The 23,973-nt window shown below is 70.7% G+C and carries 25 protein-coding genes; 5 read left to right on the top strand and 20 right to left on the bottom strand.

All coding sequences use genetic code 11. The features are described from left to right. The first annotated feature begins 62 nt into the window (after window positions 1-62). Window positions 63-1,352 (top strand): MFS transporter, encoded by a 1,290-nt coding sequence (locus AB0I79_RS23045; protein ID WP_357876091.1) that lies wholly within the window; start codon window positions 63-65, stop codon window positions 1,350-1,352. A gap of 91 nt (window positions 1,353-1,443) precedes the next feature. Here AB0I79_RS23045 and AB0I79_RS23050 read toward each other — a convergent pair whose 3' ends face one another. Then, entirely contained in the window at window positions 1,444-2,187 is a 744-nt protein-coding gene (locus tag AB0I79_RS23050) for a metallophosphoesterase family protein (RefSeq protein ID WP_357876093.1), read from the bottom strand. Between the two features lie 60 nt (window positions 2,188-2,247). After that, window positions 2,248-2,481, bottom strand: coding sequence for a hypothetical protein (locus AB0I79_RS23055; protein ID WP_357876095.1), 234 nt, complete (start codon window positions 2,479-2,481; stop codon window positions 2,248-2,250). 77 nt (window positions 2,482-2,558) lie between these two features. Between AB0I79_RS23055 and AB0I79_RS23060 the strand changes: the two genes are divergently transcribed. Beyond that, the gene (locus tag AB0I79_RS23060) at window positions 2,559-3,173 is read left to right on the top strand and encodes a Uma2 family endonuclease (RefSeq protein WP_357876097.1); all 615 of its coding nucleotides are present in this window, start codon (window positions 2,559-2,561) and stop codon (window positions 3,171-3,173) included. 42 nt (window positions 3,174-3,215) lie between these two features. On the opposite strand, the gene AB0I79_RS23065 is transcribed toward AB0I79_RS23060, so the two are convergent. The 7 genes from AB0I79_RS23065 to infC form a co-directional block, all read right to left on the bottom strand. Continuing rightward, window positions 3,216-5,768 carry a phenylalanine--tRNA ligase subunit beta gene (locus AB0I79_RS23065; RefSeq protein WP_357876099.1) on the bottom strand — a complete coding sequence of 851 codons (2,553 nt, stop codon included), beginning with the start codon at window positions 5,766-5,768 and terminating at the stop codon, window positions 3,216-3,218. Further along, window positions 5,768-6,808: a phenylalanine--tRNA ligase subunit alpha gene (gene pheS / locus AB0I79_RS23070; protein ID WP_357876589.1), complete on the bottom strand. Its 1,041-nt coding sequence runs from the start codon at window positions 6,806-6,808 to the stop codon at window positions 5,768-5,770. Before pheS ends, AB0I79_RS23065 begins: the two co-directional genes overlap by 1 nt. A gap of 132 nt (window positions 6,809-6,940) precedes the next feature. Next, window positions 6,941-8,032: an ATP-binding protein gene (locus AB0I79_RS23075; protein ID WP_357876101.1), complete on the bottom strand. Its 1,092-nt coding sequence runs from the start codon at window positions 8,030-8,032 to the stop codon at window positions 6,941-6,943. 50 nt (window positions 8,033-8,082) lie between these two features. Next, window positions 8,083-8,886, bottom strand: a complete 804-nt coding sequence (locus AB0I79_RS23080) for an RNA methyltransferase (RefSeq protein ID WP_357876591.1) — start codon at window positions 8,884-8,886, stop codon at window positions 8,083-8,085. Window positions 8,887-8,975: 89 nt separating this feature from the next. Further along, complete coding sequence (rplT, locus tag AB0I79_RS23085; protein ID WP_043622113.1) at window positions 8,976-9,359, bottom strand: 50S ribosomal protein L20; 384 nt, start codon at window positions 9,357-9,359, stop codon at window positions 8,976-8,978. Between the two features lie 27 nt (window positions 9,360-9,386). Continuing rightward, window positions 9,387-9,581 (bottom strand): 50S ribosomal protein L35, encoded by a 195-nt coding sequence (rpmI, locus tag AB0I79_RS23090; protein ID WP_043622108.1) that lies wholly within the window; start codon window positions 9,579-9,581, stop codon window positions 9,387-9,389. A gap of 122 nt (window positions 9,582-9,703) precedes the next feature. Further along, on the bottom strand, window positions 9,704-10,291 hold the full coding sequence (gene infC / locus AB0I79_RS23095; RefSeq protein ID WP_308210958.1) for a translation initiation factor IF-3: 588 nt from the start codon (window positions 10,289-10,291) through the stop codon (window positions 9,704-9,706). Window positions 10,292-10,628: 337 nt separating this feature from the next. Between infC and AB0I79_RS23100 the strand changes: the two genes are divergently transcribed. Then, a complete protein-coding gene (locus AB0I79_RS23100; RefSeq protein ID WP_357876103.1) occupies window positions 10,629-10,910 on the top strand; it encodes a type II toxin-antitoxin system Phd/YefM family antitoxin in 282 nt (93 codons plus the stop codon). Further along, the gene (locus tag AB0I79_RS23105) at window positions 10,907-11,329 is read left to right on the top strand and encodes a type II toxin-antitoxin system VapC family toxin (protein ID WP_357876105.1); all 423 of its coding nucleotides are present in this window, start codon (window positions 10,907-10,909) and stop codon (window positions 11,327-11,329) included. The genes AB0I79_RS23100 and AB0I79_RS23105 overlap by 4 nt, the downstream gene beginning before the upstream one ends. Here the strand turns inward: AB0I79_RS23105 and AB0I79_RS23110 are convergent. The 11 genes from AB0I79_RS23110 to AB0I79_RS23160 form a co-directional block, all read right to left on the bottom strand. Beyond that, window positions 11,304-12,158 (bottom strand): shikimate dehydrogenase, encoded by an 855-nt coding sequence (locus AB0I79_RS23110; protein WP_357876107.1) that lies wholly within the window; start codon window positions 12,156-12,158, stop codon window positions 11,304-11,306. The two genes, AB0I79_RS23105 and AB0I79_RS23110, sit on opposite strands and share 26 nt — an antisense overlap. Window positions 12,159-12,227: 69 nt before the next feature. Further along, window positions 12,228-13,376 (bottom strand): endolytic transglycosylase MltG, encoded by a 1,149-nt coding sequence (mltG, locus tag AB0I79_RS23115; RefSeq protein ID WP_357876109.1) that lies wholly within the window; start codon window positions 13,374-13,376, stop codon window positions 12,228-12,230. A 211-nt stretch (window positions 13,377-13,587) separates the two neighbouring features. After that, window positions 13,588-14,913: an endolytic transglycosylase MltG gene (gene mltG, locus AB0I79_RS23120; RefSeq protein ID WP_357876110.1), complete on the bottom strand. Its 1,326-nt coding sequence runs from the start codon at window positions 14,911-14,913 to the stop codon at window positions 13,588-13,590. Window positions 14,914-15,001: 88 nt separating this feature from the next. Beyond that, entirely contained in the window at window positions 15,002-15,481 is a 480-nt protein-coding gene (ruvX, locus tag AB0I79_RS23125) for a Holliday junction resolvase RuvX (protein ID WP_357876112.1), read from the bottom strand. 1 nt (window position 15,482) lies between these two features. Next, entirely contained in the window at window positions 15,483-18,155 is a 2,673-nt protein-coding gene (gene alaS, locus AB0I79_RS23130; RefSeq protein ID WP_357876114.1) for an alanine--tRNA ligase, read from the bottom strand. A gap of 160 nt (window positions 18,156-18,315) precedes the next feature. After that, a complete protein-coding gene (locus AB0I79_RS23135) occupies window positions 18,316-18,549 on the bottom strand; it encodes a hypothetical protein (RefSeq protein WP_185103257.1) in 234 nt (77 codons plus the stop codon). Next, window positions 18,546-18,947: a DUF948 domain-containing protein gene (locus AB0I79_RS23140; protein WP_357876116.1), complete on the bottom strand. Its 402-nt coding sequence runs from the start codon at window positions 18,945-18,947 to the stop codon at window positions 18,546-18,548. Before AB0I79_RS23140 ends, AB0I79_RS23135 begins: the two co-directional genes overlap by 4 nt. Before the next feature lie 85 nt (window positions 18,948-19,032). Beyond that, window positions 19,033-19,836: an oxygenase MpaB family protein gene (locus AB0I79_RS23145; protein ID WP_357876118.1), complete on the bottom strand. Its 804-nt coding sequence runs from the start codon at window positions 19,834-19,836 to the stop codon at window positions 19,033-19,035. A 192-nt stretch (window positions 19,837-20,028) separates the two neighbouring features. After that, complete coding sequence (locus AB0I79_RS23150; RefSeq protein WP_357876120.1) at window positions 20,029-20,784, bottom strand: cyclase family protein; 756 nt, start codon at window positions 20,782-20,784, stop codon at window positions 20,029-20,031. 111 nt (window positions 20,785-20,895) lie between these two features. Beyond that, window positions 20,896-22,200: a replication-associated recombination protein A gene (locus AB0I79_RS23155; RefSeq protein WP_357876122.1), complete on the bottom strand. Its 1,305-nt coding sequence runs from the start codon at window positions 22,198-22,200 to the stop codon at window positions 20,896-20,898. Between the two features lie 152 nt (window positions 22,201-22,352). Further along, the gene (locus AB0I79_RS23160) at window positions 22,353-22,832 is read right to left on the bottom strand and encodes a DUF2231 domain-containing protein (RefSeq protein WP_357876124.1); all 480 of its coding nucleotides are present in this window, start codon (window positions 22,830-22,832) and stop codon (window positions 22,353-22,355) included. A gap of 169 nt (window positions 22,833-23,001) precedes the next feature. Here AB0I79_RS23160 and AB0I79_RS23165 point away from each other — a divergent pair, with 169 nt between their 5' ends. Then, window positions 23,002-23,922, top strand: coding sequence for a peptidylprolyl isomerase (locus tag AB0I79_RS23165; protein ID WP_357876125.1), 921 nt, complete (start codon window positions 23,002-23,004; stop codon window positions 23,920-23,922). Window positions 23,923-23,973: the final 51 nt, after the last annotated feature.

Here is a 23,973-nt window from a genome sequence, read left to right on the forward strand (position 1 = left end):
CGCGAAAACGATTTGCCCAACGCTCCGACGCTGACCGACAATTGCACCTCGTGCTACCTGCCGTGAAACGCCTACTCCGCCACCTGTCGCTCGACCTGAGCCCGCTGCGCGACTCCCGCGACTACCGGCTGCTCTTCGGCTCCGGCGTCATCACGATGTTCGGCACGTTCATCACCATGGTGGCGGTGCCGGTCCAGATGAAGCAGCTGACGGACTCCCCGCTGGCGGTCGGCCTGGTCAGCCTGGCGGAGTTCGTGCCGATGGTGGTGTGCGGCCTGTGGGGCGGGGCCATCGCCGACGCGCTCGACCGCCGCAAGGTCATCGTGCTGAGCGAGCTGGGCCTGATGGGCACCTCCGCGGTCCTCATGGTCAACGCGATGCTGCCCGAGCCGCAGATCTGGGTCCTGTACGTGATCGGCGCCATCACCACCGGCATCGCCTCCCTGCAACGCCCGAGCCTGGAGGCCGTGCTCCAGCAGGTGGTCAAGCACGAGCAGCAGAGCGCCGCCGCCATGCTGTCGAGCCTGCGCTGGAACTTCGGCGCCATCGTCGCCCCCGCGCTCGGCGGCGTGCTGGTGACGTGGAGCACCGCCGCCGCGTACGCCGTCGACACGCTGACCTTCGTGGTGTCGCTGGCCCTGCTCTGGCGCGTCCGCGCGATCCCGCCCGCCGAGGACGCCGCGCCACCCTCCCTGCAGTCGCTGCTCGACGGCGTACGGTACGCGATGCGCCGCAGCGACCTGATGGGCACCTACCTCGTCGACATCGCCGCCATGGTCTTCGCGATGGGCACGACGCTGTTCCCGTTCCTGGCCGACGAGCTGAGAGCACCGCACGCGGTCGGGCTGCTGTACTCGGCCGCCGCGGTCGGCGCCCTGATCGCCTCGCTCACCGGCCGCTGGACGGCGCGGGTGCAACGCCAGGGCCTCGGCGTGATCGTCGCGGCCGTGGTCTGGGGTGTGGGCGTGGCCCTGTCCGGCCTGGCCCCGAACGTGTGGCTGGTCTTCGCCTGCATCGCGCTCGCCGGCGCCGCCGACATGATCAGCGGCATCTTCCGCATGACCATGTGGAACCAGACCATCCCGCCCGAGTACCGCGGCCGCCTGGCCGGCATCGAGCTGCTCTCCTACGCCAGCGGCCCCATGCTGGGCAACGCCCGCGCCGGCCTGATGGCCGACCTGGGCGGCGTCCGCTTCTCCCTCACCAGCGGCGGCGTCCTGTGCGTGGCCGCCGTCGCGGCCCTGGCCGCCGCCCTGCCGAAGTTCCGCCGGTACGACGCCAGGACGGACGAGCACGCGCTGTCGGAGAAGGCCCGCCGGGAGGCGGCGGCAGCGGCCGAGGCCACAGCCTGACACCCGCGCGAGCTCACCGCCCGCCCCGCCGGACACCCGCGCGAGCTCACGGTCTCGTACCCGCGGACACCCGCGCGAGCTCACCGCCCGCTCAGGCTCTCCCCTCCGCCTTGGCGAACGCCCGCAACGCCTCGGCATCGGAGTACACGCTGGTCACGTACTCCCCCACCCACTCCTCGATCCCCTCGAACGTGCTCCCGGCCCGCAGCCGCTCCGCCACCCGCGTGGCGTCGAGCGGCGTGCACCGCAACGTCACCGCGCCGCTCTCCCCGTCGAGCAACGCCCAGTGCGCCCCGTACGTCCCGTACGGCATCCCCACAGACCCGGGATTCACCACCCGCACCCGATCGACCAGCCGCACGAACGGCATGTGCGTGTTCCCCACCACCACGGTTTCGGCCCGCTCACCGGCCAGCACCTCGCCCCACCGCTCCAGCGAGCTGTCGACCAGGATCACCTCCTCGTCGCTGCGCGCCGTCGCATGCACGAACAGGGTCGTCCCCAGCCGCCCGAGCTCCAGCACCTGCCGCGCCGGCAACCCGGCCAGCAACTCGACCTGGCCGTCACGCAGCTGCCCCGCCGCCCACCGGGAGGACGCGTACGGGCTGACCTTCCCTCCGGCCGCCTCCACCAGCTCCCGATCGGCGTTACCGCTCACCCACAGGGCCCGCTCCCCCAGCGAGACCAGCAGGTCGAGCGTCTCCACCGGCATCGGCCCCGCGGCCATGTCCCCGGTCAGCACGACCAGATCGGCCCCGGCCACGTCGGGCTCGGCCAGCACGGCCTCCAGCGCGGGCAGCACCCCATGAATGTCGGAAAGCACGGCAACTCGCATGCCCCCACACTCCCGCGCGAGCCCCGGCGCCGGGCCCGTGTTCGCTGCCCGGCGAACCCCTCAGCCCGCCTCACGCCACCCGTCGTACCGCTCGACCAGCTCATCCACCTTGCCCAGCGCCTCGTGGTCCAGCCCCTCGACCACGACCAGCCACTGGGCGTCCTCGGCGTCGTCCTCCCCGGCCAGCGTCTCCCGCACCACCCGCGGCACACCCAGCCCGGGAAACCACTCCCCGAGCGTCTCGGCGACCTCTTCGGCGTCGTCCCTCTCGCCGAAAACGAGCAACTGAGTCATAGAACGGCCTTCTTAACTTCCCATCCGTGTCTTGACGTTCACGAGGCGTGAGCACAATAGATTGGTAGCGTTGAACCATGACTGCCGAAGCGGTGATCGTTACGATGACGCCTCCCTCGCTCCCCGACTGGGTGTTTCCGCCTCCGCAGGGCTTCGTCGCCGAAGACCTCGATCACCTTCCGGATTTGCCTGCGCACACAGAGTTGATTGATGGAAGCTTGGTCTTCGTGAGTCCCCAGCGACGCTTCCACGAGACCGTCATTCACCGGTTGCACAACGCACTGGAAGCCCTCGTGCCCGCAGATCACGACGTAGTCTCGCATATGACCGTCAAGCTCGGTCCGCGGCAACGCCCAGAGCCCGACCTCCTCGTTCTGGGCCCCCATGCTCCCGTGGACCCGGGCGTCACCTGCTACGACGCCGCTGACGTCATGATCGTGGTCGAAGTGGTCTCGCCGGAGTCAGAGCTGCGGGACAGGTATCGCAAGCCTGTCCTCTACGCCGAGGCGGGGATTCCTCATTTCTGGCGCATCGAGGAGATCCACGAGAAGCCGGCGATCTTTGTATTCGAACTCGACCCGGCCACGAAGTCCTACGCCCCCGCCGGCGTCCACCATGACTGGCTGAAGCTGACGGTTCCGTTCGACATCGACATCGACCTCTCCACGCTGCTCAGGCTCCGCACCCGCTGAGGGGCCGGCACGGCACCCGCCGCACCGGCCCCCAACAGGCGTTCATCCGCGAAGCTGAGCCCCCACGCGATCGGCCGCCATCGCCACCGCCGCGTCCCGCGCCGCCGTCGTCTCCTCGACGGTCAGCGTACGGTCGGCGGCCCTGAACCGCATCGAGTAGGCGAGCGACTTGTTCCCCTCGCCCACCTGCTCCCCGGCGTACACGTCGAACAGCCGGATCGACTCCAGCAGCTCCCCTGCCCCGTCGCGCAGCGCGGCCTCCACATCGGCGACCGGCGTGAAGTCGGGCACGATCAGCGCGACGTCCTGCGTGGCCACCGGATACGCGGACACCGGGGGCGTCTGCGCCGGCCCCGGCATGACGGCCTCCAGCCGCGACAGCTCCAGCTCCATCGCCGCCGTACGCGCCGGCAGCCCGTACGCCTCGATCACCCGCGGGTGCAGCTCACCGGCATGCCCCACCAGCGTGTCGCCCACGTACAGGGCGGCGCACCGGCCGGGGTGCCAGGGCTCGTGCTGGTCGGCGCTGATGGACAGCTCCACCCGCGCTTCGGCCGCCACCAGCCGGGCGGCCTGCACAGCGTCGGCCCAGGAGGCCGCGCGCCCGCCGCCCCACCAGCCGGACCGCTCGAACTCGCCGGCCAGCACCACCGCGACCCGCAGCGGCTGGTCGGGCAGCGCCGCCTCGATGGAGGCGACCTCCTCGGCGGTCGGCCGCCGCTCGACGCCGAGCACGGGCGCCGCCTCCGGCGCGCCCGGGCGAGGCCGGTAGACCGAGCCCGTCTCGAACAGCGCCACGTCGGTGAAGCCGCGCCCGACGTTGCGGACGAGGGTCTTGAGCAGCCCCGGCAGCAGCGTGGTGCGCATCAGCGGCTCGTCCTCGGACAGCGGGTTGGCCAGCCGCACGGCCGCGCGCCGCGCGTCGTCGCCGGGCAGCAGCAGCCGGTCGAAGTCGTCGCCGCTGATGAACGGGTAGCTGAGCACCTCGACGTAGCCGCCCTCGGCCAGCGCCCTGCCGGCCCGCCTGCGCAGCCGCTGGCCCTCGGTGAGCCCGGCGCCGGCCGGGGCGGAGGGCAGCACCGACGGGAGGCTCTCGTAGCCCTCCAGCCGGATGACCTCCTCGGCCAGGTCGTTGGGGTCGGTGAGGTCGGGCCGCCAGGACGGCGGCGTCACCGTGATCATGTCGTCGCCGGTGACGGCCAGCCTGGCCGCCAGCGCGCCGCCGGTCACGACCCCGGTGGGGGCCACGCCGCCCTTGCGCACGGCGGGGTCGTCGCCGTCGGTCACCACGCAGCCGACCTGCTCCAGCCGGGCGACCACGGTGTCCTTGGAGTACTCGACGCCGGCGACCCGGCTCGGGTAGCCGGCCGGGATCGCGATGCGCGCGGGCTCCACCTCGACCTCGGCGTGCGTGACACCGGGCCGCACGGTGGCGCCGCCCAGCTCGGCCAGCAGCTGCACCGCCCGCCACGAGGCGACGAGCGGCAGCTCGCGGTCCACGCCGCGCTCGAACCGCTTGGACGCCTCGGACACGAGCCCGTGCCGGCGCGACTCGCGGGAGATGCCGGTCGCGGAGAAGTGCGCGGCCTCGATGACGATGTCGGTGGAGGCGCCGGAGATCTCGGTCTCCAGGCCGCCCATCGTGCCGGCCATCGAGATCGGCCCCGACTGGTCGGTGATGAGGATGTCGTCGGGGTCGAGCTCGCGCACCACGTGGTCGAGCGTCTCCAGCCGCTCGCCGGCCACGGCCCTGCGCACGACGATCTCGCCGCGCAGCTTGGCCCGGTCGAACGCGTGCAGCGGCTGCCCCAGCTCCAGCATCAGGTAGTTGGTGATGTCGACGGCCAGCGACACGGGACGCATGCCGGCCCGCGTGAGGCGCACGCGCATCCAGAGCGGGCTCTGGGCGTCCGGGTCGAAGCCGCTCACCTCGCGCAGCACGAACCGGTCGCACGCCGTCGGGTCGGCGATCGAGGCGGGCCACGCGGGCGCGCTGTCGGCGGGCAGCTCAACGTCGGCGGGGTCGCGGAAGTCCACCCCGAACGCGGTCGCCGCCTCGCGGGCCACGCCGCGGATCGACAGGGCGTAGCCGATGTCGGGCGTGATCTCCAGCTCGATCACGTCGTCGCGCAGCCCGAGCAGCTCGACCACGTCGGTGCCGATCGGCGTGCCGGCGGGCAGCACCATGATGCCGTTGTGGTCGTCGCCCAGGCCGAGCTCGCGCTCGGAGCAGATCATGCCCTCGGACATGCGCCCGTACGTCTTGCGCGCCCCGACCTCGAACCCGCCGGGCAGCACGCCGCCGGGCAGCACGACGGGCACGCGGTCGCCGGCGACGAAGTTGGTCGCGCCGCAGACGATCTCGCGCGGCGTCGCCTCCCCCACCTCGACCTTGCAGTGCCTGATCGGCTTCTTGAAGCCGGTCAGCTCCTCGATCTCGAGTACCTCGCCGACCACGACGTTCTTGACGTCGTACCCGTGCGAGGTGATCGACTCCAGCTTGAGCCCGGCCGCGGTCAGCTTGTCGGCCACCTCGTGCGCGGTGACCGCCGGGAGATCGACGTACTCCCGCAGCCAGGAGAGCGGGACCTTCATCAGATCTCCATTCCGAACGGGAGGGTGAAGCGGATGTCGCCCTCGACCATGTCGCGCATGTCCTCGGCGTTGTGGCGGAACATCAGCGTGCGCTCGATGCCCATGCCGAACGCGAACCCGGAGTAACGCGTGGGGTCCACGCCGCACGCGATGAGCACGCGCGGGTTGACCATGCCGCAGCCGCCCCACTCGATCCAGCCCTCCGACTTGCACGTGCGGCAGGGCGGGTTGCCCGGCACGGCCGAGGCGCCGCGGCAGACGAAGCACTTGAGGTCCATCTCGGCGGACGGCTCGGTGAACGGGAAGTAGTTGGGCCGGAAGCGGGTCGTGATGCCCTTGCCGAACATCACCTCGGCGAACCGGTCGAGCGTGCCCTTGAGGTGCGCCATCGTCAGGCCCTCGTCGACGGCCAGGCCCTCGGTCTGGTGGAAGACCGGGGTGTGGGTGGCGTCGAGCTCGTCGGTGCGGAACGTCTTGCCCGGCGAGATCACGTACACCGGCAGCTCGCGCTGGAGCAGCGCGCGGATCTGCACCGGCGAGGTCTGCGTGCGCAGCACCATGCCGGACTCGGTGGACCCGACGAAGAACGTGTCGTGGTCGGAGCGGGCCGGGTGGTCCTTGGCGATGTTGAGCGCGTCGAAGTTGAACCACTCGCCTTCGAGCTCGGGACCCTCGGCCACCTCGTAGCCCATCGCGACGAACGCGTCGGCGATGCGTTCCTGCAGCGTGGTCAGCGGGTGGCGGGCGCCGCGCGGGCGACGGTCCCACGGCAGGGTGACGTCGACGGTCTCCTCGACGAGCACCCGCGCGTCGCGCTCGGCCTCGAGCTCGGCCTGGCGCGCGGCCAGGGCCTCGTTGATCGCCTTGCGGGCGCCGCCGACCCGCTTGCCCGCCTCGGCGCGGGCCGCCGGGGGCAGGGCCCCGATCTCGCGGTTGGCCAGGGCGATCGGCGAGCGGTCACCCGCGTGCGCCAGCCTGGCCTGCTTGAGTGCGTCGAGGTCGCCGGCCGCCTTGATCGCCGCGATGGCGTCGGCCTCCATCCGGGACAACTCGTCGGCATGCAACGGTGTCACCTCGACGGGATCGTAGTCAGACAAGAGTGGGCTCCGTATCCAGGGCTTGAGCGGAAAAGAGTCTAGTGGGACCCGCCCACCGGGCCCGAACTCGACGACCTAGACGCTGGCGAAGTCGGGCGTGCCGGTGGGCACGGTAAATCGGAACTCCGCCCCTCCCTCGGGCGCGCGCTGCACCGTGATCGTGCCGCCATGCGCCTCGACCAGGCCCTTCACGATGAACAGGCCCAGCCCGGTGCCGCCGCGGCGGCGGCTGTTGCCGCCCCGCCAGAACTGCCTGAAGACGCGCGGAGCCAGCTCGGGCTCGATGCCCTCGCCCTCATCGCGCACCGACACGGCAACTCCCCATCCGACGGACTCGATCTCGATTGTGACAGTGCCACGCCCATGGCGCAGCGCGTTTTCCACCAGATTACCCAGGATCTGGTCGACTTTGTCCTGGTCGAGCCACATCTCCGGCAGGTCGTCGCCCACGACGAGCCGGAACCGGTCCTCCGCCTCTCCGGCGGCCACCCGGCCCGCGATGAGCCTGCGCGCCCTGGCGGGCAGGTCGACGACCTGGCGGCGCACCTCCAGCCGCCCGGACTCGATGCGCGAGACGTCGAGCAGCTCGGTGATGAGCCGGGTGACGCGGTCGGCGTCGTTGTTGACCGTCTCGAGCATGACGCGCTTCTGCTCGTCGGTGAAGCGGGTCCACTTGGCCAGCAGCGTCGCGGTGAAGCCCTTGACGCTGGTCAGCGGGGAGCGCAGCTCGTGGGCCACGGTCGAGACCAGGTCGGCGCGGCTGCGTTCCAGCCGGGCGCGGGCCCCGCCGTCGCGCAGGGTGATCGTGACGCGCTCGACCTCGCCGGCGCGCTCGGGCTCGCGCACGAGCCTGGCCGCCACGTACAGCTCCTGCCCACCGGGCAGGTGCAGCGGCCGCTCCGGGGCCCGGCTCCTGGTGCGCAGCCCGCCCTCGGGGTCGAGCGCCTTCCACCAGTCGCGCCCGTCGTGGTCGCGGAACGGGAACACGTCGCTCATGTGCCGGCCGACCGCGCGCTCCATCGCGACGCCGGTGAGCCGCGAGGCGGCCCGGTTGACGGCCAGGACGCACCCATATCGGTCGGTCACGATGAGGCCGTCGGGAAGATCGTCGATGGCTATCGTGCACGCGGCGGCCACTACTCGCCCGTCGGTGTCTGCGCCGTGCACGACCTCGCCTCCTCCGCCTACAACGCCGACAATAGCGGGTTTCCCGCCACCTAGGGCACCCGCTGAGCCCTCGCCGAGGAGTAAAGGCATACCGCCGCGGCGGTGGCCAGGTTCAGGCTTTCAGCCTGTCCGTAGATGGGCACTCTGACCACATCGTCCGCCTCGGCGAGTATCTCCTCCGGCAGTCCCCAGGCCTCGTTGCCGAAGATCCACGCGGTGGGTCCCGAAAGATCCACATCGTCGAGCGTGTGCTTGCCCGCGCCGTCGGCCGCCAGCACGCGCAGGCCCCGCTCCCTCAGTTGACGCACGGCGGCGCCCACCGGTGCACCGATCGTGACGGGGAGATGGAAGAGGCTGCCGACGCTCGCGCGCACGCACTTGCCGTTGTACGGGTCCACGGAGGCGTCGGTGAAGATCACCGAGTCGGCCCCGGCGGCGTCGGCGGCCCGCATCACGGTGCCCGCGTTGCCCGGGTCGCGTACGTGCGCGAGCATCGCGACCAGCCGCGGCTCGCCGCTCAGCGCCTCCTCCAGCGGCACGTGCACGAGCCGGCAGACGGCCACCAGCCCCTGCGGCGTCACGGTCTGGGAGAGCTCGGACATGACCTCGCCGCTGGCCCGGTGCACGGGCACGCCCCGGCGCGCGGCCTCGGTGACGATCTCGGGGTGGCGCAGCTCGGCCTCGGCCGTGGTGAACAGCTCCAGCGTCACGTCGTCGAGCCTGAGCGCCTCGCGCACCGCCTGCGGCCCCTCGGCCAGGAACTTCCTGTCCTGCTCGCGGAAGGCGCGCTTGGTGAGCCGCCTGGCGGCCTTCACCCGCGGCGACCTGACGTTGGTCAGCTCGGACCCGGCCAAAACTTCCCCCACTCGTACAGACGGCAACCGTTCAGACAGCAACAAAGGGCCCACCGGCATCGGTGGGCCCCTCGGTCAGATCGACCGCTTCAGCTCGCGGCCGGAGCGTTCACGTTCGCCGGAAGCGCCTTCTTGGCGGCCTCGACGAGCGTGGCGAAGGTCTGGCTGTCGTTCACCGCGAGGTCGGCCAGGATCTTCCTGTCGACCTCGATGTTGGCCAGACGCAGACCCTGGATCAGGCGGTTGTAGGTCATGCCGTTCTGACGAGCGGCGGCGTTGATGCGCTGGATCCACAGACGACGGAAGGCGCCCTTGCGGTCCTTGCGGTCCCGGTAGGCGTACGTCATCGAGTGGAGCATCTGCTCCTTGGCCTTGCGGTAGAGACGCGACCGCTGGCCACGGTAACCGCTCGCCCTCTCGAGGACGACCCTGCGCTTCTTCTTGGCGTTGAGCGCCCGCTTCACGCGTGCCATGTTTCTTCTCCCCGGGGAAAGTTCGCGCTACTTGGCGAGCAGCTTCTTGATCTTCTTGGAATCGGCGTCGGAAAGGACGACCTCGTTCTTGAGACGGCGCGTCAGAGTGGACGACTTCCACTCGTTGTAGTGCGCGCGGTTGGCACGGCGACGCTTGATCTTGCCGGTGCCGGTGAGCCGGAACCGCTTCTTCGCACCGCTGTGCGTCTTCATCTTCGGCATGTCGCCGTCTCTCCTCGTTTCGGTCGTGCCGGTGGCCGGGCCGGTGCTGGCCGACCCGGTCGCGGCGTCTAACGTCTGCCGGTGGCTGCTGGGGTGCCTGTAAGGCTAACCCCAACCGCGGGTCACTCTTCCGGTACGGAAGGCTCCTCGCCGCCACGCTGTGCCTTGGCTGCGGCCTTTTCGGCCTTTGCCTCGGCCTTCTTCTTGTGCGGACCGATCACCATGATCATGTTACGACCGTCCTGCTTGGCGTGGGACTCCACGAAGCCGAGCTCCTGGACGTCGTCCGCCAGCCGCTGCAGCAGCCGGAAGCCGAGCTCCGGCCGGGACTGCTCGCGTCCGCGGAACATGATCGTGACTTTGACCTTGTCCCCCGCCTTGAGGAACCGCACCACGTGACCCTTCTTGGTCTCGTAGTCGTGCGGGTCGATCTTCGGCCGGAGCTTGATCTCCTTGATGATCGTGTGCGCCTGATTCTTGCGCGCCTCGCGCGCCTTCATCGCGGACTCGTACTTGAACTTGCCGTAGTCCATGAGCTTGCACACGGGCGGTCGAGCCGTGGCCGCGACCTCGACGAGGTCGAGGTCGGCCTCCTGGGCGAGCTTCAGGGCGTCGTGAATCGAGACGATGCCTACCTGCTCGCCGTTCGGGCCCACGAGGCGAACCTCGGGAACTCGGATACGCTCGTTGATGCGGGGCTCAGTGCTGATGGGGCCTCCTAGGTTTGCGATCCCTACGTGCTCGTCGTATCGGAGCTTGACGCATTCCCCCGAATGCGAAAAGCCCCGCACGTCGCGCATGCGGGGCCACTGAGCTCTGTGGCTTTCGTGGCCTCGAGCTCCCCGGAGTAGTCCGGCGTGATCCTGGACCCGGCCGCCTTTCGGTGACTCGGGTGGGAGGGAGACCTCCGCTTGCGCGTCCAGCAATGCATGCCGGACCGATCAGAGAGCTACATTACCACAACGCTGAGGCTTGCTCGAATCATCCCCGCTGGCGGGAACCCCTGCACTAGGCTTCTGTCCAGGAAACTAGTCAGAAAGAGGCTATATGACCGCAGAACGGGCCGAAACGGCCACATGGCAGGTTCAAGAAGCCAAGCAGCGCTTCAGCGAGGTTCTCAGACGGGCCCACGATGAGGGACCTCAGGTCGTCAGCAAGCATGGAAGGAATATCGCGGTCATCCTCGACATGGACGAGTACCGCAGGCTCACGAGCACCGAGCCGGAGCCGGACTTCAAGGAGTTCCTGCTCAGCGCCCCTGACTGGCCCGACGACCTGGAGATCCCGCGCAGCAGGGAGCTTCCGCGAGAAGTGGACCTCGGCTGGTGAGCGTCGGTTACGTTCTCGACACCAACATCATCTCGGAGGTGCGGAAGCCGCACGGCAACTCGGACGTCAAGGCGTGGGTGGCGTCCTCGCTCGGGCCGACGCTCTACCTCAGCGTCATGTCGATCGGTGAGATCCGCTGGGGCATCGAACAGCGCAGGCGTCGCGACCCCCAGCAGGCGCTGATCCTCGAACGCTGGCTGGCACGGCTGTATGCCTCCTTCGGGAGCAGGATCGTCCCCGTCACCGAGGACATCGCCGAAGAATGGGGACGCCTGTGCAACCAGCGGCCACGGGGAGCCTCTGACATGCTGATCGCCGCCACGGCCAAGGTCCACGGCTGGAGCGTGGTCACCCGCAACGTGAAGGACTTCGCGGACACGGGCGTGATCGTGATCAACCCGTTCGAACTGCTCGCCTGAGGATCTCGGCCTCCCCAGCGGCACGCATGGCCTCCACCGGCACCTCCGCGAAGCCGGTCATCAGCTGAACCTGCCGCACCGCCTGGTGCAGCAACATCTCGAACCCCCCGACCACGATTCCGCCCGCGGCCGTGACAGCCGCCGCCGCGTCGGTCGGCCACGGTGAGTAGATCACGTCGAAGAGCGCCGGCACCCGCGCCAGCCGGCTCGCGAACGCGTCGGCCGCCCGGCCCGGCAGCGTGGACACCACGAGGTCCACCCCGGTGAACGCGTCGAGCTTGTCGAACGTCTCCACCGCCAGCGCCACCCCCAGCCGCTCGGCCACCGCCGCGGTCTCCCCCGCCCGCGCGCGATCGCGCACCAGCAAGGTGGCCGAGTACAGCCCGAGGTTGCGCAGCGCCGCCAGCGCGGAGGCCGCCGTGGCGCCGCCGCCCAGGATGGTCGCCGAGCGCGGCGCCGGCACCCCCGCCGAGGCCAGCGCCTGCTCGATGCCGTAGACGTCGGTGTTGTCGCCGTGGCGCCGCCCGTCGCGGAAGACCACGGTGTTGGCCCCGCCGACCTCGACGGCCAGCTCGGAGACCGTGTCCAGCAGGGGCAGCACGGCCCGCTTGAGCGGCATCGTGAGCGACAGGCCCGCCCAGGCGTCGTCACCGGCGCCCGCCTGCCCGCGTACGGGCCTCAGCTCAGCCAGCAGCCCCGGCAGCCGCGCCTCGTCGCACTCGAACGCCTCATAGCTCCACCCGTCGAGCCGCATCGCCTGGTAGGCGGCCCTGTGCAGGTAAGGCGAGAGCGAATGGCCGATGGGCGACCCCATCACCGCAGCCCGCATCCCCCACTCCTTCCGAACGGGACGACCCTATCGCCCCGGCCCGCCAGCACGGGCCGGGGCGGGCGCGGGTCAGCCTCCGTTCGCCCGGAGCTTGGCCTCGAGCTGGCGGAACTCGGCCTCCGTCGTGGCGAACTCGGTGACGTTGCTCTTGGGGTCGGTGGCGACGAAGTAGAGCCAGCTCCCCTTGGCAGGGTTCAGCGCCGCCTCGATGGCGTGGTCGCCGGGGTTGGTGATGGCTCCGGGCGGCAGACCGTCGACGTAGTACGTGTTGTACGGGTGCCTGGTCTCCGTCTCGGCGAAGGTCGCCTTGGTGCGGAACTTGCCCAGGGCGTACATCGTCGTGCTGTCCATCTGCAGCTTCATCGGGAGTGCGAGCCGGTTGTAGATGACCCGGGCGATCTTCGCCATGTCCTGCGTCCGGCCGGCCTCGGCCTGCACGATGCTCGCGATGACGATGATCTCCTGCGGCTTGAAGCCGAGCGCCTTGGCGCCGCTTTCCAGGTCCACCGTCTCGGCCGTCTGGTTGAACCGCTTGACCATCGCCGCCAGCATCTCCTTGGGCGTGGTCTTGGGCTGGAACTCGTACGTGGCGGGGAAGGCGTACCCCTCGAGGTTGCCCTTGGCGTACGACGGCAGGTCCAGATCCTCGGCGTCCTTGGCCGCGGCCTGGAACTCCTTGATCGGCTTGCCTGTCTCCTCGGCCAGCTTGACGAGCGTCTGCGACAGCCGCAGCCCCTCCTCCAGCGTCACCTTGGCGAGCAGCCGGTTGGCCGGGACGAGCATCGCGGCGGCGCTGGCGGCCGACATCTTCTTGCGCAGCTTGTACTCGCCGGGCTGCAGGGAGGCGCTCATGTTCGCGTTGGAGATGGCGTTGGTGAACGCCCTGGCGCTGGCGACGACCCCCTGCCGCTCCAGCTCCTGCGCCACCTCCGAGGCGCTCTGACCCGGCTTGATCTCGACGACGACCTCGCCGGTCCCCTGACCGGTGAAGTCGTCGGGCACGAGAGCGTCGTTGAGCCACATGTAGCCGTAGTAGCCGCCGCCGCCGATGATGCCCGCCAGGACGACGAACGCGAGCAGCGGTGCGATGAATCTGCCCCGGTTGCGGCGGCGGCGCCGCCTGCGGCTGCCACGTCGGCCGGAATTCCGGGAGCGGCGCCGGGACGAGCCTTCGTCGTCCTCGGCGCCGAGCAGGGTGTTCAGGTCGAGATCGTTCATAGGTGCGCTGGCCAATCTCCCGGTACCGCCGGTCGGGCGTCAAGCGGAACTGCCCGACCGGCTGGTGTCACCGAGCGAAACTGGGGGAGCCGCCGTGCGCACTGCACCGCACGACGGGGATCACTCTGGGTAGCCATGCTAGGGGACGGAAAGAGGACACACGCCCCACTTTGGGACCTTTGTGCGGGAAGGTAGGGGGTCCCATCGAACATCAGCTCGCCCCGAGGTTCTTGTTCAACTCTTCCCGGTATCTCACGAACTCGCTCTCTTTGCTGGTGAATTTGGTGATTCTATGCGCTGGATCCGTCGTTACAAACCACCGCCAATCACCTTCGGCAGGGTTCAGGGCCGCCATCAGCGCCTTCTCGCCAGGATTGGCGATGGGCCCGGGAGGCAGTCCTTTGTGGCGATAGGTGTTGTAGGGGGAGTTCACCTTGGTGTCACGCTCCGTGACCTTCAGTGTCCTTCTGTTCTGCGCGTACAGGACCGTGCTGTCGATCTCCAGCGGCATGTTCCTCGCCAGCCGGTTGTAGATCACCCGCGAGATCTTCGGATAGTCCGCGTCGGTGCCGCCCTCGGCCTGGATCAGGCTGGCCACCGTGACGACCTGCAGCGGCGTCAGGTTCACCCGCGGCGCCTGCTCCTCCAGGCCCACGTGCCGCGCCGCGGCGGCGAAGCGCTCGGCCATGGCCGCCAGCACGTCCACGGCCGTGTCGCCGGGCTCGATCTCGTACGTGGCCGGGAACAGGAACCCCTCCAGGCCGTTGGCGTACTCGGGCAGGCCGACGAGGGCCGTGTCCACGCCCTTGAGCGCCTGCAGTGACAGCCCGGCCTGCTTGGACAGGCGGGTCAGCACCTCCGACACCCGCATGCCCTCGGGCACGGTCACCCGCCGCACGATCCTGGCGGCCGGGCTGAGCAGCAGGTCGAGCGCCGCCCCCGCCGCCATGCCCTTGCGCAGCCGGTAGTGGCCGGGCCGCAGGCGGTCGCTGACCGCGCGGTCCTCCGTCACGTTCACGAACGACCGCGCGCTGGCCACCACCCCGGCGTCGGCCAGCGCCGAGCCGATCGCCTCCGCGCTGGAGCCCGGCGCGATCCGCACGGTCACCGCGCCGCTGCCGGGCCCGTCGAAGTCGTCGGGGCTCAGGTACGGCTTGAGCACCGCGATGGCCCCCGCGCCCAGGGCCAGCACCCCGGCCAGCAGGCCCGCGGAGAGCAGGCCCACCTTGCGCACGGCCCGCCGGCGGGACGCCGGCAGCGGGATGACCTCCGCGTCGGCGGCGGCCTGCCCGGCCTCGGGCTCCGGCTGCCCCGGCGCGGCCTGGCGGGCTCCTTCGCCCGCCCCCGGCCCGCTCTCCGGCCACTGGCCGTCCGGCGACCCGCCCTCCGGCGACCCGGTCTCCGATGAACGGCCTTCCCTTGGCCGGCCCTCTCCCGACCGCCCCTCCGAGGCCCGGCCCTCTGCCGGCCGGTCCTCCGAGGAGCGGAACGGGATCACGTCGCCGAGGTCGTCCTCGTCCCCAGGTGTCCCGTTCACGAGATCACCTCACGACCGGCGGCGGGCGCACGCCCCGCCTCGCCCGTCCGGTGCGTCCCAGCGGGACGGACCCCCGTCGTCCGCCCGCTCATGAGGCAGGTCCGTCGGCCGCTGTGGGCGGTTCGACGGGCCTGCCTGGTGGTCTTTCCGTGGCGCGCTCGGAGTCGAGCGCGTCCTGCAGCAGCACGACGGCCGCCGCCTGGTCGACGACGCCCCGCTGCTTCTTGGCCCGCACGCCGCTGGCCCGCAGCCCCTGCTGCGCCGCGACCGTCGTCAGCCGCTCGTCGAACAGCCGCACGGGCGTGGGCGCCAGCTTCGCCGCCAGCTTGGCGGCGAACTCGCGCGCCAGCCCCGCGGCCTGCCCCTCGCGCCCCGACAGAGAGGTGGGCAGCCCCACCACGACCTCGATCGCCTCGTGCTCCGCGACGATCGCGGCGATGCGGTCGAGGTCGCCCTTGCCCCGCCTGACGGTCTCGACCGGCGTGGCCAGCAGCCCGCTGGGGTCGCTGCGGGCCACGCCGACACGTACGGAGCCGACGTCCACGCCGATCCGTGAACCGAACCTCATGTCAGCCGAGCTGCCCAGAAATCGCCTCTTCGACCAGGCGCAGCGCGTCGCCGATCGCCTCCGGCCGCGTGCCACCGCCCTGTGCGACATCGTCCTTGCCGCCACCGCCACCCCCAAGAGCCTTGGCGGCGACGCCGACCAGCTGTCCGGCCTTGAGCCCCCGCTCGCGCCCCGCCTCGTTGACCGCGGCAACCACCACCGGCCGGTCGGAGGGGGCACCGGCGATCACGACGACCGCCGGCCTGTCGGCCGGGAACCTGCCACGCACATCAAGCGCGAGCTTACGCAGGTCATCGGCGCCGGTTCCATCAGGCGCGCGGTGTGTCACCACGGAGACACCCTGGAGGTCGCGAGCCTGGGACACCAGCTCGCCCGCCGCCTGGAGCACCTGGGCCGAGCGGAGCTTCTCCAGCTCCTTCTCCGCCGTGCGCAGCCGGGTGACGATGCCGTCGATGCGCTCGGGCAGCTCCTCGCGGCGCGCCTTGAGCTGCTCGGTGAGCTGCGCGACCAGCACGCTCTCGCGCGCCAGGAAGCGGAAGGCGTCGAGGCCGACGAGCGCCTCGACGCGGCGCACGCCCGCGCCGACCGACTGCTCGCCGAGCACCTTGACCAGGCCGAGCTGGCCGGAGCTGTGGACGTGGGTGCCGCCGCACAGCTCGCGCGAGTAGTCGCCGATCTCGACCACGCGGACCTCGTCGCCGTACTTCTCGCCGAACATCGCCAGCGCGCCCATCGCCCTGGCCTCCGCCTGCGAGGTGTAGAACGCGTTGACCTTGAGGTCGTTGACGAGCACGGCGTTGACCTCGTCCTCGACGTCACGCAGCACGCTCGGCGGCACCGCGCCCGCGGAGGTGAAGTCGAAGCGGAAGCGGCCGGGAGAGTTCTCCGAGCCGGCCTGCGCCGCCGTCTCGCCGAGCGCGTTCTTGAAGCCGCGGTGGACGAGGTGGGTGGCGCTGTGGCTGCGCGAGATCGCGCGGCGGCGCTCGATGTCGATCTCCGCCTGCGCCTCGTCGCCGACCTTGAGCTCGCCGGTGCGGATCTTGCCGCGGTGCACGACGAGGCCGGCCAGCGGCGTCTGCACGTCGACCACCTCGACCTCGGCGCCGCTGGTGCGGATCACGCCCTGGTCGGCGAGCTGGCCGCCGCCCTCGGCGTAGAACGGGGTGCGCTGCAGCACGACCTCGACCGTGGTGCCCGCGCCCGCCGCGGGGACGGGCAGGCCGTCCACGAGGATGCCGACCACGCTGGTGTCGGCCTCGGTCTGGTCGTAGCCGAGGAACTCCACCCGGCCCGCCGTCTCCAGGAGCTGCCCGAACACCGAGATGTCGGCGTTGCCGGTCTTCTTCGCCGCGGCGTCGGCCTTCGCCATCTGCCGCTGCTCCTTCATGAGGCGGCGGAAGCCCTCCTCGTCGACCTGGAGCCCCTGCTCGGCCGCCATCTCCAGCGTCAGGTCGATCGGGAAGCCGTAGGTGTCGTGCAGCTTGAACGCCTGGTCGCCGGAGATCGTGGTGCCGGACTTGCGCTTGGTCTCCTCGACCGCCACGTCGAAGATCGCCGTGCCGGTGCGCAGCGTGCCCAGGAACGACGCCTCCTCGGCGTCGATGACCGAGTGGATCTGCGGCGCGTCCGTCCTGAGCTCGGGGTACTGCTCCCCCATGACGTTGATCGCGACGTCGGTCAGCTCGTGCATGTAGCGCTCGTCGCCCGAGCCGAGCAGCCGCAGGTTGCGGATCGAGCGGCGCAGGATGCGGCGCAGCACGTAGCCGCGGCCCTCGTTGCTCGGCAGGACGCCGTCGGCGACCAGCATGGTGCCGGTGCGGACGTGGTCGGCGATCACGCGCAGGCTGACGTCGGCGCGGTGGTCGCGGCCGTAGCGGGTCTTGGTGAGGTCGGCCGCCCTGTCGAGGATCTTGTAGGTGGTGTCGATCTCGTAGATGTTGTCGACGCCCTGCAGGATCGCCGCCATGCGCTCCAGGCCCATGCCGGTGTCGATGTTCCTGCTCGGCAGCTCGCCCGCGATGTCGAAGTCGACCTTGGAGCGGACCTGGCTGAGCTGGTACTGCATGAACACGAGGTTCCACACCTCGAGGTAGCGGTCCTCGTCGGCGACGGGGCCGCCCTCCTTGCCGTACTCGGGGCCGCGGTCGTAGTAGATCTCCGAGCAGGGGCCGCCGGGGCCGGGCACGCCCATGTGCCAGTAGTTGTCCTCCAGGCCGCGGCGCTGGATGCGGTGCTCGGGCAGGCCGACCTTGTCACGCCAGATCTCGAACGCCTCGTCGTCGTCGTGGTAGACCGTCGCCCACAGCTTGTCCTCCGGGAAGCCGAAGCCCCCGTCGGACTCGGACTTGGTCAGCAGGTCCCACGCGAACGGGATCACTTCCGCCTTGAAGTAGTCGCCGATCGAGAAGTTGCCCAGCATCTGGAAGAACGTCGCGTGCCGGGTCGTCTTGCCGACCTCGTCGATGTCGGGGGTGCGCACGCACTTCTGCGCGGTGGCCAGCCGTGGCGCCGGAGGCTTTCGCTGCCCCAGGAAGTACGGCTTGAACGGTGCCATACCCGCGTTGACCAGGAGAAGCGTCGGGTCCTCAGCGATCAGGCTGGCCGAGGGCACTACCTTGTGCCCACGCTCCTCGAAGAAGCGCAGGAAGCGGCGCGCGATCTCTGCCGACTCCATGGTGGCCATCCTTTGCTGTAGTCAGTTGTTTTCTAGCGTTGGTCGCCGTCTTCGGCGACGCCGGCGCAGCACGTGCCGGCACCGGCGCCGGCCTCTCGGCAGGCGCCGTCACCTGCGGTCGCCGTCAGCAGCGGGTCACCGATTCCGGTGGCCGCCGCCTTCAGCGGCTGCTGTCCTCAGCGTTGTCGAGCCCGAAGCGCGCTCGCAACTCCGTTTCGCGCTCCGCGGCCTCGCCGAACGCGTCGGAAGTAAAGTCTCTCACTCTCCGGAGCATCCCCGCCGCGCCGTCGGCGGTCCTGCGCGCGACGTGGTCGGGGTGCAGCGCCTGCAGCCTGCGCATCACCCAGAAGGCCAGGAACGCGCCGAGCGACAGGTAGAACAGCCTTCTTATCATCGCACTCGTCCCTGCTTGGGCTGTCTCGCGCGGGGCCGGGGCCGGTTGACGCGGCGGGCCTCGATGGCGCGGCGCACGCCGTAGCCGAGCGAGGACACCTTGATCAGCGGGCCGGTGAAGATGGTCTGCGTGACCGCGCTCAGCTTGGCCGCGTGCCCGCTGACCTGCTTGACGTCCTTGGCGATGGCCTCCACCGCGACCAGTTGCCTGTTGGTCTCGTTGACCGTGACGCTCATGTCGTCGAGCAGCGGCGCGAGGCGGTTGTTCAGGTCGGAGACCGCCTTGGTGGTCTCGGTGAGCAGCCTCGCGAGCTTGACGAGCACCATGGCCATGACGCAGACCAGGACCACCCAGCCCGTGGCCGCGATCAGCCCGGCTACCTCTCCAGCGGTAAGCATCCGCTCATCTCCCTCGTACGCTGGGCCGGAACGGCAAGACCCTATCGCGTTCGAGTGACAACGTTAGTGGCGAGCGCGACCCCGATCAGGCCGCCACGTCGGCCCCTGGCACTTCCGTGACCGCGCGCATGAGCCCCCGTGCCGCCCTGATCTCCGGCGCCACCAGCCGTTCCGGCAGCGCCATGGCCGCCGAACGCAGCCCCTTGAGCGCCACGTCCGCCGCGTACCCGGCCGCCCGGTTGCCGCGGCAGCCGTACATCTGCCTGGCCCACGGGGGCAGCGTCGCGAACGCCAGCGCGCCCACGGCGGGCAGCGAGCCGAGTGCCAGCGGCGGCTCGACGAACGCCAGCCTGAGCGACAGCTGCGGGCTGAGGCTGCGGCGCAGCGCGTCGCGCGCCTCGTCGGTGGCCGACAGGTACGGGCGCATGCCGTCGAGGTAGTCGTCCAGCTCCCCCGTGTCGCGGGGGACGTCCCCGAGGCCGACGAGGCGGGCGCTGCGGCACTGCTCGGCCACGTACGCGTCGCGCTCGGCCGCGGTGAGCCGGACGCCTGAGCGCCTGGCCACCTCCAGGTGCGAGCAGACCTCCACGCAGTGCACCCAGCGCAGGTTCTCCTCCTCGTTCACCCGGAACAGGGTGCCGGTGTCGGTGTCGAGGCCGATCAGGCGGGCGTGCACCCGGCGCGCCCGCTCGGCCGCGTGCTCGGCCTGCTCCCGGGTGCCGAACGTGCGCACGGCGATGTAGTCGAGCTGCCGCCGCAGCCGGTCGCGGGCCACCTCCGGGTCGTCGAGCAGGCAGTTCTGGGCGATGCCGCGGATGGTGCGGGGGTGCAGGGACTGGAGCTGGAAGGCTCGTACGGCGGCCGGCCAGCCCGGCGTCTCGGTGTGCACGCGCCAGGTGATCGACCGGGGGCCGAAAAGGCCTCCGCCGGGGGTAACCGTTGCCTTCACATGGTGGTGATTCCCCGCGATCGCTTGCTTAGTACGATTTTGCACGATTCGACGGCGAAGCGTTACGGGGGTGGGACGCGTACCGGCCGGGCTACGTGAGCGGGAGCCGGGGGTGAGCGCGGACGGTCCTGGCTACGTGAGCGGGAGGCGGGCGTAGGCGCGGACCGGGACGCGGCCGACGCCCAGGAGGCGCGGGGGCGCGGCCGTGAACAGCGCGCCGGTCGGCGGGAGCCGCTCCAGCCCCGTCAGCCTCTCGACGACGGGGACGCCCGCGCCGAGCAGCGCCTCGCGCGCGGGGCGGGCCTCGTGCGCGCAGTCGTCGAGCCCGTCGGCGTCGGTGCCGACCAGCACCGCGCCGTGCTGCACCAGCCAGGCGGCCGCGTCGGCGGCCAGGCAGTGGCCCTCGCGTACGCCGGTGTGCAGGAGCACGGCGTGGCCGCGTACGTCGAAGGGGGCCAGCGAGCCGACCCCGATGGGGCTGCGCCGCGCGCCCGTCACCCGCACGACCACGGCGGGGAGGTCCACCGCCTTGACCAGCTCGACGGCGGCCAGGTCGCCACCCGGGGCCTCCAGGTAGGTGCCGCCCTCCTGCGGGAGGTGGTTGAGCTCGACCAGCCTCCCCTGCCCGTCGCCGGTGGCCGGCTGCCGGGTGTGGCGCGGGTCGGACGGGCCGCCCCTGGTGCCCTTGTGCGGCTCGGAGAAGATCCGCACGTTGGTGAGCTTCACGGTGTCGGTCATGAGCAGGCCCAGCGACGCCACGAACAGCGCCGCGATGTCGGCCTCTGAGGTGTCCGGGCCGGGCAGGTCCACCCGGAAGCCGTGAACGGTGAGATCTCCGCCGTTGCTGAAGGCGATCGCGGCGTCGAAGGAGGCGCGGTACTCGGTCATATCCTGATCAACCTACCGCGCCCCGCACCACCGCCCGGGCACCGCCACCACCCCCGCGGCGCATGGCGAGCGCGGCCCCTGAGGCGGGACGATGGGGTGGCGGGCGGGTGGTCAGGACGGCTTGCGGAGGAAGTCGCGGATCTTCGCCCACCGCTCGGCCACCGGCGCCTCGGCCCCGTGCCGGGTCGGCTCGTAGTAGCGCCGCTCCCGCACCTGCTCCGGCGCGTACTCCTGGCGTACCAGCCCGTGCTCGAAGTCGTGCGGGTACTTGTACCCGTCCCCATGCCCGAGCTTGGCCGCCCCCGGGTAGTGGGCGTCGCGCAGATGCCCGGGCACCTGCCCGATCAGCCCCTTGCGCACGTCGCCGATCGCCGCGCCGATGGCCTTGACGACGGCGTTGGACTTGGGCGCCATGGCGCAGTGGATGACGGCGTGCGCGAGGTTGATCTGCCCCTCGGGCAGGCCGATGAGCTGCACCGCCTGCGCCGCCGCCACGGCCGTCTGCAGGCAGGTGGGGTCGGCCATGCCCACGTCCTCGGAGGCGAAGATGACGATGCGGCGGGCGATGAAACGCGGGTCCTCGCCGGCCTCGATCATGCGGGCCAGGTAGTGGAGCGCGGCGTCGGCGTCGGAGCCGCGCATCGACTTGATGAACGCGCTGATCACGTCGTAGTGCTGGTCGCCTTGGCGGTCGTAGCGGACGGCGGCCTTGTCGACGGCCTTCTCCACCACCTCGACCGTGATGTCGTCGGCCAGCAGCGCCGCCGCCTCCAGGTACGTCAGGGACCGCCGCGCGTCGCCGCCCGCTAGGCGGACGAGATGTTCCAGGGCCTCGGGGGCGAGGGTGGCGCGACCGGCCAGGCCCCGCGGGTCGGACACGGCACGCTGGAGGACGGCGCGCACGTCGTCGTCCGACAGGGACTCCAGCGTGAGCAGCAGCGAGCGTGACAGCAGCGGCGAGATGACCGAGAAGAACGGGTTCTCGGTGGTGGCGCCGATGAAGGTGACCCAGCGGTTCTCCACGGCGGGCAGCAGGGCGTCCTGCTGGGCCTTGTTGAAGCGGTGCACCTCGTCCACGAACAGCACCGTCTGCCGGCCCGTCATGCCGAGCTCGCGGCGCGCGTTGTCGATGGCGGCGCGTACGTCCTTGACGCCCGCCGACACGGCGGAGACCTCGACGAAGCGGCGCTTGGTGACGTTGGAGACGACGTAGGCGAGCGTGGTCTTCCCGGTGCCCGGCGGCCCCCAGAGGAACAGCGACATGGGAGCCTCGCTCTCGACCAGGCGCCGCAGCGGGGTGCCGGAGCCGAGCAGGTGCCGCTGGCCGATCACCTCGTCGAGCGTGCGCGGGCGCATGCGCACCGCGAGAGGCTGCGGGGTGGCCTCCTCAGCCGCCGAATCGAACAGGCTATCCACAACGCGAGATTACACGCTGCGGCGCACCCGCCGGTCCGCGTCGCGTCCACGCATCCCGCCGCTCCACGTCACGACCGCGCACCGCAGCCGGCCCGTGTCAGGACCGCGCACCGCGGCCGCGCGTCACGGCCGCGCACCGCAGCAGGCCCGCGTCACGACCACACCGCTCTGGCGCCCGAGTCGCCCGCCTGGAAGACGTAGTAGCCGGAGACGGCCGCCAGCACCACCGTCAGCACCGAGAGGATCATCGTGACGGGGCGGCCGAAGCGGTCGCGGCCGACGGAGTCGCGGGCGGGGCGGGTGGCGTACACGAGCAGCAGGGCCGCGACGCTCAGCCCGAGCACCGACATCAGCAGCGGGGTGGCGAAGCTCTGGTGGGTGGAGATGCGTGCGGCCATCTCGCCCTCCGCCGTGCCGAAGCGGGCCGCCTTGAGGCTCTCGCCGCTCTGCCTGGCCGAGAAGACCGCCGCCGGCACCGCCAGCGAGAGCAGGACCACCGCCCACGCGACGTTCGCCCGCCAGCGCGGCAGCAGCGCGTAGGCCACCGCGACCGCGGCGAGCAGCGGGGTCAGCACCACGGCGAAGTGAATGATCAGGGCGTGCGCCGGCAGGCCCAGGATCTGGTCGAACATGGGGCGCCTCCTTAGTGCTCATTTCAACTACGTACGCGGACACCATAAGGTTCGCGATCACAACAGTCGCAGGTGCGGCTTTCGCCACTTACGTCCGTCACATATCGGGGGCCGGTAGCATTCGCGGAGTTGTTTGGTCATGCGTTGGCAAAGACGAGAGGACATAGCGGTGAGCGGCGACGACCGCCAGAACGAAGAGGACCGCCAGAAAGAGCTGGCGCGGGAGCACAAGGAACGGCAGGCGAAGCGCGCGGCCGAGCAGAGCGCCAAGGCAAGGCGGAACACCTTCATCGGCGCGGCTGTGGCCGTCGTCGTGGTCGCGGGCGGCATCTTCGCCGCGACCACCCTGGTGGGCAACGACGGCGCGAGCAACGCAGCGGCCGAGAGCACGCCCTCGGCCTCCGCCTCCGCGTCGGCCTCGCCGTCAGCCACGTTGCCGACGGCGCTCCCGAGCAGCACGCCACAGGCGGCGAAGAACATCACCTGCACGTACAAGCGGGACAAGTCGGTCCCGCACAAGTTCGTCGGGCTTCCTCCGAAGAAGCCCAACCTGAAGCTCTCGACGATGACGGTGAAGACCAACCACGGTGACATCGTCATCGACGTGGACCCGAACGCCACCCCGTGCTCGGTCAACTCGATGGCCTTCCTGGCCAAGAAGGGCTTCTACGAGGGCAACAAGTGCCACCGCCTGGCCAAGCCGGAGACCTCCGGCCTGTACCTGCTGCAGTGCGGCGACCCCCAGGCCAAGGCCGACGGCAAGAACAAGACCGACGGCCAGGGCAACGCCGGGTACGTCTTCGGGGACGAGGCCGTGGACGTCATGCCGTACAGCAAGGGCGTGGTCTTCCTGACCCAGCCGCTGGACGCTGCGGGGCAGAACAGCAGCCAGTTCGCCATCTCGCTCTCGGACGAGAACACCCAGCTCGAGCAGGTGTACTCGGTGCTGGGCGTGGTGAAGTCCGGCCTTGAGATCATCGAGAAGGTCGCCGAGGGCGGCGTCATCGTCAACCCGGACGACATCACGGGCGACGGCGGCTCCACCGCGCCGAAGATCCCGATCATCATCAAGAAGGTCACCCTGAAGTAGGGGACCTCACGCGAAAGGGCCGGGGCGCTGCCGCCCCGGCCCTTTCTGCTT

Origin of the sequence: Nonomuraea sp. NPDC050202, assembly GCF_040656115.1 — a bacterium.
Lineage (GTDB): Bacteria > Actinomycetota > Actinomycetes > Streptosporangiales > Streptosporangiaceae > Nonomuraea.

What these genes read in the sequence shown, in the direction of transcription:
- AB0I79_RS23135 (WP_185103257.1), bottom strand. Translation starts at nt 18,549, where the DNA reads ATGATAAGAAGGCTGTTCTACCTGTCGCTCGGCGCGTTCCTGGCCTTC.
- rplT (WP_043622113.1), bottom strand. Translation starts at nt 9,359, where the DNA reads ATGGCACGCGTGAAGCGGGCGCTCAACGCCAAGAAGAAGCGCAGGGTC.
- AB0I79_RS23110 (WP_357876107.1), bottom strand. Translation starts at nt 12,158, where the DNA reads ATGCGGGCTGCGGTGATGGGGTCGCCCATCGGCCATTCGCTCTCGCCT.
- AB0I79_RS23140 (WP_357876116.1), bottom strand. Translation starts at nt 18,947, where the DNA reads ATGCTTACCGCTGGAGAGGTAGCCGGGCTGATCGCGGCCACGGGCTGG.
- AB0I79_RS23055 (WP_357876095.1), bottom strand. Translation starts at nt 2,481, where the DNA reads ATGACTCAGTTGCTCGTTTTCGGCGAGAGGGACGACGCCGAAGAGGTC.
- AB0I79_RS23065 (WP_357876099.1), bottom strand. Translation starts at nt 5,768, where the DNA reads ATGAAGGTCCCGCTCTCCTGGCTGCGGGAGTACGTCGATCTCCCGGCG.
- pheS (WP_357876589.1), bottom strand. Translation starts at nt 6,808, where the DNA reads ATGGAGGCCGACGCCATCGCGGCGATCAAGGCGGCCGGCGACCTCGAC.
- AB0I79_RS23160 (WP_357876124.1), bottom strand. Translation starts at nt 22,832, where the DNA reads ATGTTCGACCAGATCCTGGGCCTGCCGGCGCACGCCCTGATCATTCAC.
- alaS (WP_357876114.1), bottom strand. Translation starts at nt 18,155, where the DNA reads ATGGAGTCGGCAGAGATCGCGCGCCGCTTCCTGCGCTTCTTCGAGGAG.
- rpmI (WP_043622108.1), bottom strand. Translation starts at nt 9,581, where the DNA reads ATGCCGAAGATGAAGACGCACAGCGGTGCGAAGAAGCGGTTCCGGCTC.
- ruvX (WP_357876112.1), bottom strand. Translation starts at nt 15,481, where the DNA reads ATGAGGTTCGGTTCACGGATCGGCGTGGACGTCGGCTCCGTACGTGTC.
- AB0I79_RS23150 (WP_357876120.1), bottom strand. Translation starts at nt 20,784, where the DNA reads ATGACCGAGTACCGCGCCTCCTTCGACGCCGCGATCGCCTTCAGCAAC.
- AB0I79_RS23060 (WP_357876097.1), top strand. Translation starts at nt 2,559, where the DNA reads ATGACTGCCGAAGCGGTGATCGTTACGATGACGCCTCCCTCGCTCCCC.
- mltG (WP_357876109.1), bottom strand. Translation starts at nt 13,376, where the DNA reads ATGAACGATCTCGACCTGAACACCCTGCTCGGCGCCGAGGACGACGAA.
- AB0I79_RS23100 (WP_357876103.1), top strand. Translation starts at nt 10,629, where the DNA reads ATGACCGCAGAACGGGCCGAAACGGCCACATGGCAGGTTCAAGAAGCC.
- AB0I79_RS23050 (WP_357876093.1), bottom strand. Translation starts at nt 2,187, where the DNA reads ATGCGAGTTGCCGTGCTTTCCGACATTCATGGGGTGCTGCCCGCGCTG.